The organism is Amycolatopsis sp. CA-161197 (genome assembly GCF_050942255.1).
GTDB lineage: Bacteria > Actinomycetota > Actinomycetes > Mycobacteriales > Pseudonocardiaceae > Amycolatopsis.
The window spans coordinates 1,946,878-1,962,609 of sequence record NZ_CP192059.1 but is presented as its reverse complement, the minus strand read 5'-3'; the positions used below and the strand labels follow the sequence as shown (position 1 = coordinate 1,962,609).

Here is a 15,732-nt window from a genome sequence, read left to right as displayed (position 1 = left end):
GCTAGCGTCGGGTTCGTTCGTCCCGACTCCCGGATGGAATCCGCACTATGCGCGCCAGCCTTCGTGCCGGCCTGAAGACGGCACTCAAGAACCGCGACCGCGTCGCCACCACCGCCCTGCGCTCGGCTTTGGCGGCGATCGACAACGCCGAGGCCGTGCCGGTCGATCAGCTGTCCACGGCGACCGGGACGGAACACGTTGTGGGCGCGGCGCTGGGCGTCGGGGCCTCGGAGGCCCAGCGGCGTGAGCTGACGGAGGCGGACGTGCGCGCGATCGTCGAGAACGAGGTTCTGGAGCGCACGACTGCCGCGGACGAGTACGAGACTCTCGGCCGGACCGAGGCCGCGGAGCGGCTGCGCGCGGAAGCCGACGTGCTGAGGCAGCACCTGGAGCCGGCCTCCTGAGGTCCGGATCCGGCCCCGATCGCGGGCCGGAAATCGGCAATGCCCTCGGTGTCGCCGAGTTTCGGCAACGGCGCCGGCTGCTTGCGGGTGGCGTCGGATTCTCGTTCGCCACGGGGTGGTCCACGGGGTTCGAAGGCCTGATCTGCCTGCGGTGAGTCGGCGTGCTCAGCAACCTTCGGGAAGCCGGGACGCCCGGTAGCGTGGTGACGTGAGCGGCAACGAGCTGGGAGAGTTCCTGCGCGCGCAGCGGGCCCGGCTGGCGCCCGAGGACGCGGGCGTGACCAGTCACCGTCCGAGGCGGGTGAGCGGGCTGCGGCGCGAGGAGGTCGCGGTGCTGGCGGGTGTCAGCGCGGACTACTACGCGCGCCTAGAGCAGGGGCGCGAGCGCAACCCGTCCGGGCCGGTGCTGGACGCGATCGGGCGGGCGCTGCGGCTGAACGCCGATGCCCTCTGGCACACCTATCGCCTCGCCGGCCTCGTGCCGCGGGTGCCGGAGCACGCTCGCGACGACGTCTCCCCCGAGCTCCTGCGACTCATGGACACCTTCCCCAACGCGGTCGCGTACGTCACCAATCGGCGCCTCGACCTGCTGGCGACCAACGCGCTCGCCGACGCGCTCCTGTCCCCCGTCGGCAAGCCGGCGAACATGGTGCGCACGCTGTTCCACGAACCGGCGGCGCGCGAGCTTTTCGTGGAGTGGGAAGACATCGTGGCCAGCGCCGTCGATGCGTTGCGGCTCGCGAGTGGCTACGACCGCGAGGAGGTCGGCGAGCTCGTGGACGAACTGCTGGCCACGAGCGAGGAATTCGCCGTTCTGTGGCGAAACCACGGTGTGAAGGGGCTCGCGGGGACGCGCAAGACGTTCCACCACCCCGCCGTCGGCCGGATCGTGCTGGACTACCAGACGTTCGACGTGCGCGACGCGTCCGGCCAGTACCTGCTCGTGGGAATCGCGGAGCCGAACAGCGCGAGTGCCGACGCGCTGGCGTTGCTGGGGTCGTTGCGCGCGGTGGCCGACCAGCCCCGGTGAGCCGAACCAGGGTGTGCCGCTCCTAGGCAACGGCGTCCTTCCGGATGCGTTTCGCCGCGGGCAGCCTCGAGGTCACGACGGTCCCCACGACCGCGCAGACCTCACGAGGAGTACGCATGAACGGCAAGATCGCGCTGATCACGGGCGCGAGCAGCGGCATCGGGGAGGCCACCGCACTGCGTCTGGCCGCTGACGGTCACCACGTCGTCCTGGGCGCTCGCCGCACCGACCGGCTCGCGGCGCTCACGGAGAAGATCCGCGCGAACGGCGGTGTTGCCGATTACCGGCAACTTGACGTGACCAGTCTGGAGAGTGTGCGAGACTTCGTGACAGCCGCGCATGAGACGCACGGCCGGGTCGACGTGCTCGTGAACAACGCCGGCGTGATGCCGCTGTCCACTCTGGACAAGCTCCGCGTCGACGATTGGAACCGGATGATCGACGTGAACCTCCGTGGCACGCTGCACGGGATCGCCGCCGCGTTGCCGCTGATGGGCGAAACCGGGGGTCACATCGTGAACGTCGCGTCGACGTCCGGCCTGCGCGTGGACCCGACGGCGGCTGTGTACTGCGCCACGAAGTTCGGGGTGCGGGCGCTTTCCGAAGGTCTGCGCCAGGAGAACACGAAGGTCCGCGTCACCATCGTCAGTCCGGGGTTCACACACTCCGAACTCGCGGACCAGGGCGGCGATCCCGAGACACAGGCGGCGGCGCGTGCGGCGAGCGAGCAGCTGGGTATCCCGGCTTCGGCCGTCGCGGACGCCATCGCCTACGCCGTGAGCCAGCCGGCGGCGGTGGACGTGAACGAGATCGTGGTGCGGCCGACGGCCCAGACCTGAGCCGTCGCGAACGCACTCGGCACGGCCGGTCCGGTCGTGTCCATTTCGGGCGGTGGGACCCGCCGTGCCTGCCCGGCGCGAAGGGACCGGTCGTGCCCATGCGGCACGGCCGGTCCGTTCGCGACAACGGGTTCGACACGACGGGTCCGTTCGCAACAAAGGATTCCGCACGAAGGGTCCGTTCGCGACACCGCAGTCGGCATCGCGGGTTGCTCCGCGACGACGGATCCGGCAGGCAGGTCGCTTCGCCGATACCAGAGCCGGCACGACGGGTCCGTTCGCGCACACCGCGGTCGGCACCGCGGGTCCCTCAGCGCCACCCGACTCGACCGGGGCAGAACCCGTTGCCGCAGAACAAGTCCGCGAGTCAGGCCAGGGACGCGGCCAGCTCCTCCAGCAGGTCCATCTGCTCCTGCATCCCACCTTCCATGCCGGACTCGATGATGGCGTCGCGGACTTCGCGGCTGCCCGTCTCCATGAGGATCGACAGGCTGGTGCGTTCGCCCGAGCCGGCGAAGGTCGTCGTGGTGATAGCGGCGTCGTCGTCGGAGGCGCCGGGGGTTTCGTAGACCTCGCTGCTGACGATGCGTTCGTTCGGGACGATCTCGCGGTACTCGCCGTGGAACGCGACCTCGAAGCCGCCGTTGGCGTCGAGGACGTAGCGCCACCGGCCGCTGACGCGCAGGTCGATCTCGACGGAACGCATGGTGCCGCGGTGGCCCGCCCAGAAGCGTTTGACCAGCTCAGGCGTGGTCCACGCGCGGTAGACGAGGTGCCGCGGGGCGGCGAACTCGCGGGTGATCAGGATCTGGTCATCGGCCGGTAGGGTCACCTTCGCCGTGCCCGTTGTCGTCTCGGTCATGGTCGCTCTCCTCGCCCGTGGATCGGTCGTCGGTGCGTTCGAGTTCCTCCAGCACGGAGTCCAGCAGCTCGAACCGCTCCTCCCAGGAGCGCTCGAACTGCCGTACCCAGTCGTGGATCGGTTTCAGGGCACGGCCGTTGAGCCGGTACAAGCGCTGACGTCCTTCGTCCCGGACGTCGACCGCGCCCACTTCGCGCAGCACACGCAGGTGTTTCGACACCTGCGGCTGCCCCATGCCGAGCAGCCGGACGAGGTCGTTGACGGGGTACTCGCCACCGGCGAGCACGTCGAGGATCTCCCGTCGCCGCGGTTCGGCCACGGCGTTGAACACGTCGGTCGTCGTCGCTGCTCGTGCCACGCCGACCATCGTATTCCCATATGGGTATGTGTCAAGAGGACGCCGGCCGGGCGCGGACGTGGAACCGCTCCCCCTGTGGCCCGAAAAGGGCGAGAACCTCGCACGGCACGTCGCCGGGGTTGCCGAACCAATGCGGAACGTGCGTGTCGAACTCCACGACTTCACCCGGTTTGAGGATCACGTCGTGCTCGCCGAGGATGAGCCGCAACTGTCCGGAAAGGACGTAGGCCCATTCGTACCCCTCGTGCACGCGCGGATCGGGGTCCGTGTCGGGCCAGTGCGGCGGGAAGATCTGCTTGTACGCACGCAGCCCGCCGGGCCGGCGCGTGAGCGGCAGGAACGTGACGCCGTGCCGGACGAAGGAGTGCGTGCGCAGCCGAGGGTCGCTGGTCGGCGCGGTGCCGACGAGCTCGTCGAGCGGCACCTGGTGGGCGCGTGCGAGGGCGAGCAGGAGCTCGAGCGTCGGCTTGCGCTGGCCGGACTCGAGGCGCGAGAGCGTGCTCACCGAGATGCCGGTGGTCTCCGACAGCTGGGCGAGCGTGGCGTTGTTCTGCTGGCGGAGCGCGCGCAGTCGCGGGCCCACCGATTCGAGGACGCCGTCGACGTCCGGGAGTTCACCGTCCATGACTCCATTTGCTACTTCGGCAAACGTATTTGTCAAGTCGGCGAGATCTGCGGATAGTCCGAGGGGAGGGACGAACTACAGGAGGACCAGGTGAACGAGAACTATGACGTCGTGGTGGTCGGCGGCGGTGCCGCGGGCCTCAGCGGCGCGGTGGCACTTGCGCGCTCACGGCGTTCCGTGCTCGTGGTGGATGCCGGCGAGCCGCGCAACGCGCCGGCCGGCCACGTGCACAACTACCTCGCCCGCGAGAGCACGCCGCCCGGCGAGCTGCTGGCGGCTGGGCGTGAAGAGGTCCTCGGGTACGGGGGCGAGATCGTCGACGGGGCGGTGACCTCGGCCGTTGCGCTGGACGGCGGCGGGTTCGCCGTGGCTCTCGCCGATGGGAGGACCACGCGGGCGCGTCGCCTCCTGGTGGCGACGGGGCTCGTCGACGAGCTGCCGGACGTTCCGGGCGTTGCCGAGAGGTGGGGACGCGACGTGCTGCACTGCCCGTACTGCCACGGCTGGGAGGCGCGTGACCAGGCGATCGGCGTGCTGGCGACGAATCCGATGGCCGTCCACCAGGCCCTGATGTGGCGGCAGCTGTCGGATGACGTGGTCGTTTTCCGGCACACGGCCGCGTTCGACGAGGAGCAGCTGGCGCAGCTGAGCGCGCGCGGGATCCGGGTCGTCGACGGCGAGGTGACGGCGCTGCGGGTGGAGGACGACGCGCTCACCGGTGTCGTGCTGCGCTCGGGTGCGGTGGTGGCGCGGGAGGCCGTGGTGGTCGCGCCGCGGTTCACGGCGCGGGCCGACGTGCTCGTGTCGCTGGGGCTGGAGCCGGTGGAGCTGGAGGTCGACGGGCACGTGATCGGCAGCTCGGTGCCGGCCGACGCAAACGGCGCCACGTCGGTGCCCGGGGTGTGGGTGGCCGGGAACGTGACGGACATGAAGTCGCAGGTCGTCGTGTCCGCAGCGGCCGGGTTGACGGCCGGCGCGGTGATCAACGGCGATCTCGTCGCCGAGGACGTACGACGGGCGCGGGAGCCCTTCGCGCACGAAATGGAACGACAGGTTGCCGCGCTGGTCGGCGGCTCGACGAAGCACGGGGTGTGACGATGGCTGAGCAGCACGAAGAAGTCCCGTTCGACCAGGATTCCTGGGACGAGCGATACCGGTCGAAGCCCGCGATCTGGAGTGGGCGGCCCAACGCGCAGCTCGTGACGGAGGCCGCCGACCTGCGCCCGGGCAGCGCGCTCGACGCCGGCTCCGGCGAAGGCGGCGACGCGCTGTGGCTTGCACAGAACGGCTGGCGCGTGACGGCCGCGGACTTCGCGGCCACCGCCCTCGACCGGGGTGCGGCGCAGGCGGCCGAACAGGGCCTGGGCGACCGGATCCGGTGGCTGACGACGGACCTCACGACGTGGGTGCCGGACGAGAAGTACGACCTCGTCACGTCGCACTTCCTGCACCTGCCGACGGCCCAGCGCGTCCCGATCTTCGCGCGGCTCGCGGATGCCGTGGCGCCGGGTGGGACGTTGCTCATCGTCGGCCACCACCCGACCGACGTGGAGGGCGCCGCGCACCGGCCGAACGTGCCGGACATGTTCTTCTTGGCGGAGGATGTGGCGGCGACGTTGGATGAGTCGTGGGAGTCCGTGGTGACCGATGCGCGGGAGCGGGCGCACGTGATCGAGGGGCATGAAGTGTCCATTCGCGACACGGTGTTGGTGGCGAGGAAGCGGTGAGTTCGTTGGCCGGGCGCCTGTTGCCGTTGGGTGGCGACGGGTGTCCAGCCGGGGTTGTCGGCGGTGGATGGTGGTTGTCGTCGTTCAGGGGAGACGGTGTTCGCCGGTGGGTTGCGACGGGTCGCGCCATTCGCCGTTCAGTGGCGATGGGTCGCGCCGCCGCTCGCCGGTCAGCAGCGACGGCATTCGCCAGTGGGTTGCGACGGTCGCACCATTCGCCATTCAGCGGCACCGGCGCGCGCCGGCACTCGCCAGTGAGAGGCGACGGTTCGCCCGAGAGGGGCGACAGGTTGCGTCATTCGCCGCCCAGCGGCGACGGGTCGCGCCGCCGCTCGCCGGTGAGCAGCGATGGCATTCGCCAGTGGGTTGCGACGGTCGCACCATTCGCCATTCAGCGGCAACAGTCCCCACCGGCACTCGCCGTTGAGCAGCGACGGTATTCGCTTGCAGGTGGCGACCAGCCTCGCCATTCGTCGCTCAGCGGCGACGGGTCGGGCGGCCGCTCGCCGTTCACTGGCGACGGCGTTCGTTCGTGAGTGACGAGGGGTAGCGCGATTCGCCGCTCAGGGGCGACGGGTCGCGCAGCCGCTCGCCGTTGAGCGGCAATGGCATTAGCCAGTGGGTTGCGGCGGTCACGCGATTCGCCACTCAGTGGCAACGGGTCCCACCGCCGGGTTGCCCGCGGCGGTCAGCAGACCGACCCAGCAGTACGTGACAATCGCGCTTGCTGCCACTCGCTGGTGAGCGGCGACGGCATTCGCCCGCCAGTGGCGACAGGTCGCGCTATTCGCCAGTGAGTGGCGACGGGTCGTGCGGCGGCTCGCCGTTGAGAGGCGACGGCAATCGCCCGCGAGTGGCGACAGGTCGCGCTATTCGCCACTTAGCGGCGACGGGTCGCGCAGCCACTCAGCGGCTACGGCGCTGACCGGTGAGTGGCGACGGGCCGCGCGGACGCTCGCCGTTGAGCGGCGATGGCGTTCGCCGGCAATTGGTGACGGGTTGCAACGTTCATGATTCAGGGGCGAGGGGTCGCGCCTCTCGCCGTTTGATGGCGATGTCTCGAGCCATTCGCCGTCCAGTGACCACGGGTCGCGCCGCTCGCCTTTGAGTGGCGACGGCGTTCGCCCGCGAGGGGCTACAGGTTGCGGCGTTCGCCGGTCAGTGGCGACGAGTCGCGCGATTCGTCGTTGAGCGGCGAGGGTGTTCGCCCGTGAGGGGTGGGTGGCTGGTGGGCGGGTGAAAACGGGCGCCGCGAGGAGGGGCGCGGGTTAGCCTTGGCGGCATGGCGACTTGGGAGGACGTGGCGCGGCTCGGGGCGCGGCTGCCGGGGACGGAGCTGGTCGTCAAGAGGGATGCGCGGTCGTGGGGTGTGAAGGGTAAGGCGTACGCGTGGGAGCGGCCCCTGCGCAAGACCGACCTGGATGCGCTCGGGGACGCGGCGCCGGAGGGCGACGTGCTGGCGGTGCGGGTGCCGGATGTCGGGGCGAAGGAGGCGTTGCTGGTGGACGAGCCGGGCGTTTTCTTCACCACGCCGCATTTCGACGGGTATCCGGCGGTGCTCGTTCGGCTGGCCGAGATTGATCTGGCGACGCTTGACGAAGCCCTCGTCGAAGGGTGGCTGTGCCGGGTGCCGAAGAAGGTCGGGAAGCAGTATCTGGAGGAGCGCGGCGTCGGCTGACATCGTCCAGCTCTCCTTAACGATTCGTCCAAGATCTTTCACTTGTCCTGTCGATCGGGCTGGGGCAGCGTGGAAGGCGAATCGACCAGGGGGAGCGCGGATGTCGGGCAGCGGCACATTGGTGCGGATGGCGGCGCTGGCCGTGCTGTGGGGCTCGACGTTCCTGTGGATCAAACTCGCCCTCGAAGGCTTCGCGCCGGTGGTCGTGACGGTGGTCCGGTGCGCACTCGGGTCCCTGGTGTTGCTCGGGCTCGCGGTGGCGGCGCGGCAGAAGCTGCCGCGCGACCGGACGACGTGGGGGCGGCTGACGGTGGCGGCGTTGTTGTGCAACGCGGTGCCGTTCGGGTTGTTCGCGGTGGGCGAGCGGACCGTCGACTCCGGGGTGGCCGGCGTGCTCAACGCGACCACTCCCCTGTGGTCGCTGCTGATCGGCCTCGCGCTTGGTGTCGAGCGAGGCATCCGGCCGATGCGGCTGGCGGGTCTGCTGATCGGGTTCGCGGGGACGTTGCTGATCTTCGCGCCATGGACGCGGGCGGGACTGGCGAGCTGGGGTTCGCTCGCGCTGCTCGGGGCGGCGGTGAGTTACGCGGTCGCGTACGCGTACATGGGGCGGAAGCTCGTGGGTCGCGGGACGGAGCCGTTGGCGTTGTCGGCCGCGCAGTTGCTGGCGGCGACGGGGCTGAGTGCGCTGGCGTTGCCGGTTGGTTCTGTGTCGTCGCCGCACGTCACCGTGTTGTCGGTGGTGGCCGTGGTGGTGCTCGGGGTGTTCGGCACCGGCGTGACGTTCTACCTGAACTACCGCCTGATCGCCGATGAGGGGCCGACGACGGCGGCGACCGTCGGGTATCTGCTGCCGGTGGTGTCGGTGGTGCTCGGTGCCGTGGTGCTGGGCGAGGAGATCGGGGCGCGCGTGGTGGTGGGGATGGTGGTGGTGCTCGGGGGTGTCGCTGTCTCGCGGCGACGGCGGCCGGTGGCGACCGTGTGCCGAGTGGGCGCCGAACTCCGGGAAAGCGGCTAAACTTCGCCCGCGCGTCCGCGAGTGCGGACCGAACCGGTCGAGGGAGGCGCGGATGCGCAGGCTCGTCGTTGTCCTTGCGGTGGTCGTCGCGGCGTTCGGGGCGACAGGGGTGGCGTCGGCTACGACATCGGTGAGCGTGGGCGGCGCGATGGCGAAACCGCGGTCGTTCTCGGCGGCCGGGCTGGCGGCGCGGATCTGGACCAGGTGGTGACGGGGTCGTCGCCGATGCTGCCGCCGGGCAAGAACACGATGCTGCGGGTGACGGTGACGGTTCGCGGGACCAACCACGCAGTGACGTTCGCGCTGGCGGAGCTGGATCCGTCGTTCGGCAATCACCCGGCGGTGTTCCGGGCGGGCCGGCATGGCGTCGATCTGACGGTGCCGGGTGACCGCAACGCCTCGCGCACGGTGACTGACGTTCCGTCGGTGACGGTGCTTGTGTCCGACGCTGCTTCGGCGACGCGCGCGGTGCGCGTGACGGTGGGGCGGCGCGTGGTGACTCTGCCGCCGGAGCTGCTCGCCCACCTGCCGCGGCGGACGGTGACGGCGAAGTTCGGGTCGGACGCGGGGCAGCAGACGCACACGGAGTCGGGGCCGGCGCTTTCGCTGGTGCTGCTGCTGGCCGGTGTGCTGCCGACGTCGGACAAGACGGTGGTCGCCGTTGGGTCGGACGGCTATGGGGCCGCGGTGACGCTGGCGGAGGCTTCGGTGGGCGGGCGGCCGCTGCTGCTGTCGACGGTGGAGGACGGGAAGGCGCTGGACCTGCCGCGGTTGGTGCCGTTGGGGGATGTCAAGGGTGGGCGGTATGTCTCGGGGGTTACTGCGCTCGCTGTTGGTTGAGGTCGGCTGGGAGTTCGGTTGCCTGCGGCACTGCGGGGTTCGCGGGATGCCGGATGCGGTGCGCAGTTGACGGCGGCGCTGTGGCGCTAGCGAGATGCCGGATGCGGGTCGCGTTGACGGCCGCACTGCGGAGGTCGCGGGATGCCGACTGGGGTGCGCACTTGACGGACGCGATGTAGGGCTTGCGCGATGACGCTTGGGGAGTTCGGTTGACGGCAGCGCTGTGGGGCTCGAGGGATGTCGGATGCGGGTTGCGCTGACGGCCGCAGTGTGGTGCTCGCGCGATGCCGGTTGGGTGTTCGGCGGATGCCAGCGCCGTCGGGCTCGCGCGATGTCGGATGCGGGTCGCGTTGACGGCCGCGATGTGGGGCTTACGCGATGCCAGTTGCGGTGCGCAGTTGGCGGGCGCGATGCGGGGCTCTCGCGATGCCCGATGCGGTGCGCAGTTGACGGCGGCGCTGCGGGGCGCGCGTCCGGTTGGGTGTTCGGTTGATGGCAGCGCTTTGGGAGCGCGCAGGATGTCGGATGCGGGTCGCGTTGACGGCCGCGGTGTGGGGCTTACGCGATGCCAGTTGCGGTGCGCAGTTGACGGCCGCTCTGCGAGGCTTGCGGGGTGTCGGTTGCGGATCGCGCTGACGGCCGCAGTGTGGCGCTTGCGGAATGCCGGTCGCGGTGCGCAGTTGGCAGGCGCGATGTAGGGCTTGCGCGATGCCGCTTGGGGAGTTCGGTTGACGGCGGTGCTGCGGGAGTCGCGCGATGCTCGATGCGGTGCGCAGTTGGCGGCGGCGATGTCGGGCTTGCGGAATGACGGTTGCGATGGACAGTTGACTGCCGCCTTGTGGGGCTTGCGGGATGCCGGATGCGGCGCGCAGATGACGGCGGCGCCTGGAGTTCGCGGAGCTGACGGGAACGAGTGGCACCGATCGCGTTGGTCGGGGACGAGTTGTTGGTGGCGCGTCGAGCTGCCGTGTGGGGTGCTCGGCGGTGGTCAGCGGGCAGTGCGATCGTGGCTCAGGGACGGTCGCAGGCGGTGTAGCTCCTGGATAGCGGAGATCGCGCGGGGTGCCACGGCGATATGTGCTTGGAGGCGGGATCTTGGCGAGCGGTGGAAATTGCGCTCGTTCGCGGTCGGTGGCGTGCCTTGTGACGCGGCAACCCGCGCGTTGGCAAGGGCCCACCCTCCCGGGGGCCGCCCATGATCCATTTTACCGGGGTGTACCGACAGGAACCGGTGTGCGCGGGAGTTATCCACATCTGATGCCGGGTTGTGGATGACTGGAAAGGACTCTGCGGAGTCAAGGGGGCTCGACGGGCGAAGAGTCGAGCGGAGGAGCTCAGGGAGAGCCGCGGTGGCCGGCCGGCCGAAGTTGCGGGCGAAGGCGAACGGAGAGGCAAGACCCACGGAAAGTGCAGGTCAGCCGTGGCGTTGCCGATGATCGGGACTGCGTGGCATCCGAATGGCCTATGGCCCGAGTCACATTATTGGTCTATACCATTTGGACAAGGTTTCCCCGCTCTCCAGGTCCCCGCTGTGGAGGTTTCACCATGAGGCTCCCCTCTCCCCGGAAGTTGATTGCTGCGTTGGGTGGATTGGCGGCTGTGGCCGCCGGGTTGGCTGCGCCGGCGGGTGCGGCGCCCGCGGTGCCGGCGGCGGCCGGGTCGCCGGTGCCAGTGGCGCCGTATGTGGATATGGGGGCGTGGCCGACGCCGGTGCTCTCGACGATGTCGTCGAAGGGTGGGGTGAAGGGGTTCACGCTCGGGTTCGTGACGGGCGCCGGGTGCAAGGCCAGCTGGTTCAACGCGTACGACCCGCGCTCGGCGTGGCAGGCGAGTGAGATTGCGAAGATCCGGTCGGGCGGGGGTGATGTGAAGGTGTCGTTCGGCGGGGCGTCGGGGATTGAGCTGGCGCAGGCGTGCAGCAGTGTGTCGTCGCTCGCGGCGGAGTACGACGCGGTGGTGAAGGCGTATGGCCTCAAGTACATCGACCTCGACATCGAGGGTGCCGCCGTGGCCGACACGGCGTCGATCCAGCGGCGGTCGCAGGCGCTCAAGACGGTGCAGAACAACAATCCCGGGCTGAAGATCTCGCTGACGCTGCCGGTGCTGCCCAATGGGCTCGACAGCAACGGCCTGGGCGTGGTCAACGCGGCCAAGGCGGCGGGCGTGAACCTGGACCTGGTCAACGTGATGGCCATGGACTACTACCAGGGCGCGGGCGACCAAGGGGCGAAGGCGATCTCGGCCGCCAAGGCGACGCAGGCGCAGCTCAAGTCCATCTTCGGGCTGTCGGACGCGGCCGCGTGGAAGAAGGTCGGGCTGACGCCGATGCTGGGCGTCAACGACTCGCAGAACGAGATCTTCTACCAGAAGGACGCCACCGCCGTGGTGAACTTCGCGAAGAGCGTGCACCTCGGCATGCTGTCGTTCTGGGAAGCCGGCCGCGACGCGAACGCGTGCAACGGCGCGCTTTACCGCTGCACCAACGTTTCCCAGCAGCCGTACGAGTTTTCGAAGATCTTCTCCGGCTACACCGGCTGACCGGTGACCCGGCCTGGGTGTCCTCAGTGGACGCCCAGGCCGGGCGACGCCGTCAGGGCAGGTAGTACATCGGGTTCGGCAGCTTGACCGGGTTGTCGGCGTAGCCGCCCTCGAGGTCGCTGAACTGGTCCCCCAGGTTGAGCACGATGTGGGCACCCGTCGCCTGGATGTGGGCGCGGGTGCCCGACTTGTACTGGATTGTGGTGCAGGTCAGGCCGCACGGCAGGTAGTCCGGCGCCGTGCCGGCCGACTTGAAGAACGCGCCCGCCGGCGCCGGGTAACCCTCATTGGCCAGGTTCTTCAGCGACTGCGGGCCCTGCGGGGTGCTGCGGCCCGTCAGGAAGTAGACCTTCACGCCGCGCTGCGCGGCCCAGTTCGCCAGCTCCAGCACGGGCTTGTTGGCCACGAACGTGCCGTTGTCGATCGCCTGCTGCTGCTTGACCGGGTCGAACCCGAAGTCGTTGTCGGCCTCCCAGCCGTAGGTGACCTCGGACGTGTCGTCGACGTCGAGCACGATGGCCGGGTTCTTCACCTTGCCGAGCTTCTGCGTGAGGTAGCGCTTCGCGTCGGCCACGACCCGCTTGGTGTCGGTGACGAACCGGCTCGAGTCGGAGTAGTGGTGCTTGCCCGACGCGTCGAGGTAGTCGCCGTAGTAGGCCTTCACGTCGTTCTTGACCTGGCCGATGTTCGCCGGCTCCCGACCGTGGGCGGCCGTCACCGCGTCGGAGCCGGCCAGCGCGGTCGCACCACCCGCGACGGTGGCGCCGATCGCCGCCGCGGCGGCGAGCTTGAGCAAAACGGGAAAACGGGACACGGCGAACCCCTCCAAGGTGAACTTCAGGTAAAGTGCGCCCGAAATCTACGCCACCTCAGGCGGCAGGAGAACCCTCCGAAGGGATGCGTTCGGCGCGGCAGACGAAGGCCACCGGCGACCGGCCGATGCGCGTGAGCACCACAGTGGACTCCGCGCTGCCCCGTGGTTTCAGGCGGCGGCGCAAGGCGTCCGGGTCGACGTCGAGGCCGCGGACGAGGATCTCCAGGCGGCCGACGCCGTGGCGCTTCAGCGTGGCACGCAGGGCTTTTTCGCTGTACGGGCCGTGTTCCAGCACGCGGAAGGCACGCACGCCCTGCGGCGGCGTGTCACCGGTCAAGTACGCGATGCGTTCGTCGAGCTGCCACAGGCCGTGGCGCGCCGCGTAGTGGCGGACCAGGCCGGCACGCACGACGGCGCCGTCCGGGTCGATGATCCACTCCCCCGGCGGCTGCGCAGGCAAGTCGTCCGGGTCGGTGTCGGTGACCGTCCACTGAGTACCGTCCGAACGCAGCACCGTCGCCCGACGGGAGACACCACCCTCCAAGCCCCGCCAGAGGCAGGCCTCGCGGACCGCGCCGTCGAGCGACACCAACTCCACTTCCGAAGCCCACGGGGCGATGGCGAAGTCCAGGCCCGGCGCGCACTTCACCGACAGCGTCCGCCCGGCGTAGGCGTCGACGAGCTCGTCCAGCGGCGGCAGGAAGTCCGCCGGTTTCCACGTGCGCCGCCCGGCCGAGTCGCGGCGAGCCGGGTCGGCGACCACGACCGTGTCCCGGCTGACCGGGCGCAGAGCGTCGGCCTGCACCACACCGACCGAGACCGAAGCCGCGGAAGCGTTGTGCCGCGCCATCTCCAGCCGTACGCGGTCCACATCGGACCCCAACGTCCGAGAAGCGACCCGCGCCAGCTCCACCAGGTCGGCGCCGACGGAGCACGTCACGTCGTGCACGTCGCGGCCGGCCAACCGGGACGCGCGGTGCCGCGCCACCGCCGTCGCGCTCGCCTGTTGCAACGCGTCGCCCGTGAACAGCCACGAGTCCGCATGAGACAGCTTCGAAGCCGATTTCCGCCGCAGCACCACCGCTTCCAGCACCGCCGCGGCGAACCGCTCCCCCACCGAGCGGCGCACGGCGGCGACGTCGGCGATGCGGGAAGCGTCGGTCAGCGGCAGCGCCGCGCAGTCGGCGAGCGCCGCCCGTCCCGCGGCGGAGCACAGGAAGGCGACGTCGTCGAGCGAGAAACCGTAGGCCAATTCAGGAAGGCCGCTTGGTCCCGGTGATCATCACGTTGTAGAACAGCTCACGCGGCAGCACCTTCGAGAGCACCTTCTTGTCCAAAGCGGACAGCCGCAGCCACAGGTGGTAGGCGAACATGCGCCACCGGACCGTGAGCTTCTGCTGCGGGACAGCCGCCTCGAACGTGCGGATCGGCCAGCCCGCGAGAGCCGCCGAGAACTCGTCCGTCACCGCGCGCACATCCTGCGCCCCGGCGCCGCGCGCCATCCCCTCGAGTTCCGACGGGTCGAAGGTGTGGATGTCCACCACGGCTTCGAGAGCCGCCGCACGGGAGGATTCGTCCAGTTCGGACTGCGGACGCCGCCAGCCGGTCAACGCGGGCAGCTTCGTGACACGCGTGGTGAGGTACCAGGTGATCTGGCCGAGCTTGCGCGCGTAGAAGTCGCCGACCTTGGTCGGCTCGCCCGCGAAGACGAACCGCCCGCCCGGCTTCAGCACGCGCAGCACCTCGCCGAACGCCTGGCGCACGTCGGGGATGTGGTGCAGCACGGCGTGACCCACCACGAGGTCGAAAGTGTTGTCCTCGTACGGGATCCGCTCCGCGTCGGCCACGCGGCCGTCGACGTCGAGGCCCAGCTTCTCCGCGTTGCGCAGCGCCACCTGCACCATGCCCGGCGAGAGGTCCGTGACGGAACCCTTCTTCGCGACGCCGCCCTGCATGAGGTTCAGCAGGAAGAACCCGGTGCCGCTGCCCAGCTCCATCGCGTGGGTGTAGGGCTGGCCGTCCTCGCCCGCGACGGCGTTGAACACGTCGGTGGCATACGAGATGCAGCGCTCGTCGTACGAGATCGACCACTTCTCGTCGTACGTCCCGGCTTCCCAGTCGTGGTAGAGCACGTTGGCGAGCTTCGGGTCGGCGTAGGCCGCCTTGACCTCGTCGGCCGTGGCGTGCGGGTTCGGGGCCGGGTCGGTCACGGCGGTCACTTCCCCTCGAAAGTGGCCTTGCCGGGGCCGTTCTCGATGAAGGACTTCATGCCGTTCTTCTGGTCCTCGGTGGCCCACAGCGCCGTGAACAGCTGTGTTTCGATCTTCAGGCCGGTGGCCAGGTCGACGTCGAGACCCGAGTCGATGGCGGCCTTCGCGGCCTTGAGCGCCACGGCGGGACCGTTCACGAACTGCGCCGCCCACTTGTGCGCGGCGGCGTACACGTCGTCCGGCGCGACGACCTCGTCGACGATGCCGAGCTTCAGCGCTTCGTCCGCCTTCACGAACCGGCCGGTGTAGATGAGGTCCTTGGCCTTGCTCGGGCCGATCAGGCGCGAGAGCCGCTGCGTGCCGCCGGCACCCGGGATGATGCCGAGCTGGATCTCCGGCTGGCCGACCTTCACGTTGTCGCCCGCCACGCGCCAGTCGGCGGTGAGCGCCAGCTCCAGGCCGCCGCCGAGGGCGTAGCCGGTGATGGCGGCGACGACCGGCTTCGGGATGGCCGCGACCAGCGAGCAGGACGCGGTGAGCTCGGCCCCGAACTTCGAGATCTCCGGGTAGGTGCGGTCGCCCATCTCCTTGATGTCCGCGCCACCGGCGAAGGTCTTCTCGCCGCCGTAGAGGATCACCGCACGCACGTCTTCGCGGTTCGACGCCTCGCGCGCGGCGTCGGCCAGCTCGGTCTGCAGCTGGTTGTTGATCGCGTTGACCGGCGGCCGGTTCAGGCGGATCGTGCCGACGCCGTTCTCGACCTCGAGGTTGACGAACTCTCCCACGCGA

General features: G+C 69.9%; 16 protein-coding genes. 9 read left to right on the top strand and 7 right to left on the bottom strand.

Going from position 1 to position 15,732, the window contains the following annotated elements; genetic code table 11:
- The first annotated feature begins 47 nt into the window (after window positions 1-47).
- The 3 genes from ACQPXB_RS09520 to ACQPXB_RS09510 all read left to right on the top strand — a co-directional run bounded on the left by ACQPXB_RS09520 (window position 48) and on the right by ACQPXB_RS09510 (window position 2,273).
- Entirely contained in the window at window positions 48-404 is a 357-nt protein-coding gene (locus ACQPXB_RS09520) for a GatB/YqeY domain-containing protein (protein WP_366579227.1), read from the top strand.
- Between the two features lie 208 nt (window positions 405-612).
- Window positions 613-1,434, top strand: coding sequence for a helix-turn-helix domain-containing protein (locus ACQPXB_RS09515; protein ID WP_366579225.1), 822 nt, complete (start codon window positions 613-615; stop codon window positions 1,432-1,434).
- Between the two features lie 116 nt (window positions 1,435-1,550).
- Window positions 1,551-2,273: an SDR family oxidoreductase gene (locus tag ACQPXB_RS09510; protein WP_432850930.1), complete on the top strand. Its 723-nt coding sequence runs from the start codon at window positions 1,551-1,553 to the stop codon at window positions 2,271-2,273.
- 367 nt (window positions 2,274-2,640) lie between these two features.
- Here ACQPXB_RS09510 and ACQPXB_RS09505 read toward each other — a convergent pair whose 3' ends face one another.
- From ACQPXB_RS09505 to ACQPXB_RS09495, 3 genes are read right to left on the bottom strand one after another with little or no spacing between them, the layout of a single operon-like run.
- The gene (locus tag ACQPXB_RS09505; RefSeq protein WP_432850928.1) at window positions 2,641-3,135 is read right to left on the bottom strand and encodes an SRPBCC family protein; all 495 of its coding nucleotides are present in this window, start codon (window positions 3,133-3,135) and stop codon (window positions 2,641-2,643) included.
- The gene (locus tag ACQPXB_RS09500) at window positions 3,086-3,493 is read right to left on the bottom strand and encodes an ArsR/SmtB family transcription factor (protein ID WP_432850926.1); all 408 of its coding nucleotides are present in this window, start codon (window positions 3,491-3,493) and stop codon (window positions 3,086-3,088) included. The genes ACQPXB_RS09505 and ACQPXB_RS09500 overlap by 50 nt, the downstream gene beginning before the upstream one ends.
- A 31-nt stretch (window positions 3,494-3,524) precedes the next feature.
- Window positions 3,525-4,118 (bottom strand): helix-turn-helix domain-containing protein, encoded by a 594-nt coding sequence (locus tag ACQPXB_RS09495; protein WP_366579220.1) that lies wholly within the window; start codon window positions 4,116-4,118, stop codon window positions 3,525-3,527.
- Between the two features lie 90 nt (window positions 4,119-4,208).
- On the opposite strand from ACQPXB_RS09495, the gene ACQPXB_RS09490 reads away from it, so the two are divergent.
- The 6 genes from ACQPXB_RS09490 (at window position 4,209) to ACQPXB_RS09465 (ending at window position 11,919) form a co-directional block, all read left to right on the top strand.
- Window positions 4,209-5,213 (top strand): NAD(P)/FAD-dependent oxidoreductase, encoded by a 1,005-nt coding sequence (locus tag ACQPXB_RS09490; RefSeq protein WP_432850924.1) that lies wholly within the window; start codon window positions 4,209-4,211, stop codon window positions 5,211-5,213.
- 2 nt (window positions 5,214-5,215) lie between these two features.
- Window positions 5,216-5,845 (top strand): SAM-dependent methyltransferase, encoded by a 630-nt coding sequence (locus ACQPXB_RS09485; RefSeq protein ID WP_432850922.1) that lies wholly within the window; start codon window positions 5,216-5,218, stop codon window positions 5,843-5,845.
- 1,282 nt (window positions 5,846-7,127) lie between these two features.
- A complete protein-coding gene (locus ACQPXB_RS09480) occupies window positions 7,128-7,523 on the top strand; it encodes an MmcQ/YjbR family DNA-binding protein (protein WP_366579214.1) in 396 nt (131 codons plus the stop codon).
- A gap of 100 nt (window positions 7,524-7,623) precedes the next feature.
- Window positions 7,624-8,541, top strand: coding sequence for a DMT family transporter (locus ACQPXB_RS09475; RefSeq protein WP_432850919.1), 918 nt, complete (start codon window positions 7,624-7,626; stop codon window positions 8,539-8,541).
- A 21-nt stretch (window positions 8,542-8,562) separates the two neighbouring features.
- On the top strand, window positions 8,563-9,381 hold the full coding sequence (locus tag ACQPXB_RS09470; protein ID WP_432850917.1) for a hypothetical protein: 819 nt from the start codon (window positions 8,563-8,565) through the stop codon (window positions 9,379-9,381).
- A gap of 1,599 nt (window positions 9,382-10,980) precedes the next feature.
- Window positions 10,981-11,919, top strand: coding sequence for a chitinase (locus ACQPXB_RS09465; protein ID WP_386948661.1), 939 nt, complete (start codon window positions 10,981-10,983; stop codon window positions 11,917-11,919).
- 52 nt (window positions 11,920-11,971) lie between these two features.
- On the opposite strand, the gene ACQPXB_RS09460 is transcribed toward ACQPXB_RS09465, so the two are convergent.
- The 4 genes from ACQPXB_RS09460 to ACQPXB_RS09445 are packed head-to-tail and all read right to left on the bottom strand — an operon-like array spanning window position 11,972 to window position 15,728.
- Window positions 11,972-12,733: an HAD family acid phosphatase gene (locus ACQPXB_RS09460; protein WP_432850915.1), complete on the bottom strand. Its 762-nt coding sequence runs from the start codon at window positions 12,731-12,733 to the stop codon at window positions 11,972-11,974.
- Window positions 12,734-12,788: 55 nt separating this feature from the next.
- Window positions 12,789-13,985 (bottom strand): THUMP-like domain-containing protein, encoded by a 1,197-nt coding sequence (locus ACQPXB_RS09455; protein ID WP_432850913.1) that lies wholly within the window; start codon window positions 13,983-13,985, stop codon window positions 12,789-12,791.
- 1 nt (window position 13,986) lies between these two features.
- On the bottom strand, window positions 13,987-14,952 hold the full coding sequence (locus ACQPXB_RS09450; RefSeq protein WP_432850911.1) for a class I SAM-dependent methyltransferase: 966 nt from the start codon (window positions 14,950-14,952) through the stop codon (window positions 13,987-13,989).
- Window positions 14,949-15,728 (bottom strand): enoyl-CoA hydratase/isomerase family protein, encoded by a 780-nt coding sequence (locus ACQPXB_RS09445; protein WP_432850909.1) that lies wholly within the window; start codon window positions 15,726-15,728, stop codon window positions 14,949-14,951. Before ACQPXB_RS09445 ends, ACQPXB_RS09450 begins: the two co-directional genes overlap by 4 nt.
- Between the last annotated feature and the right edge of the window lie 4 nt (window positions 15,729-15,732).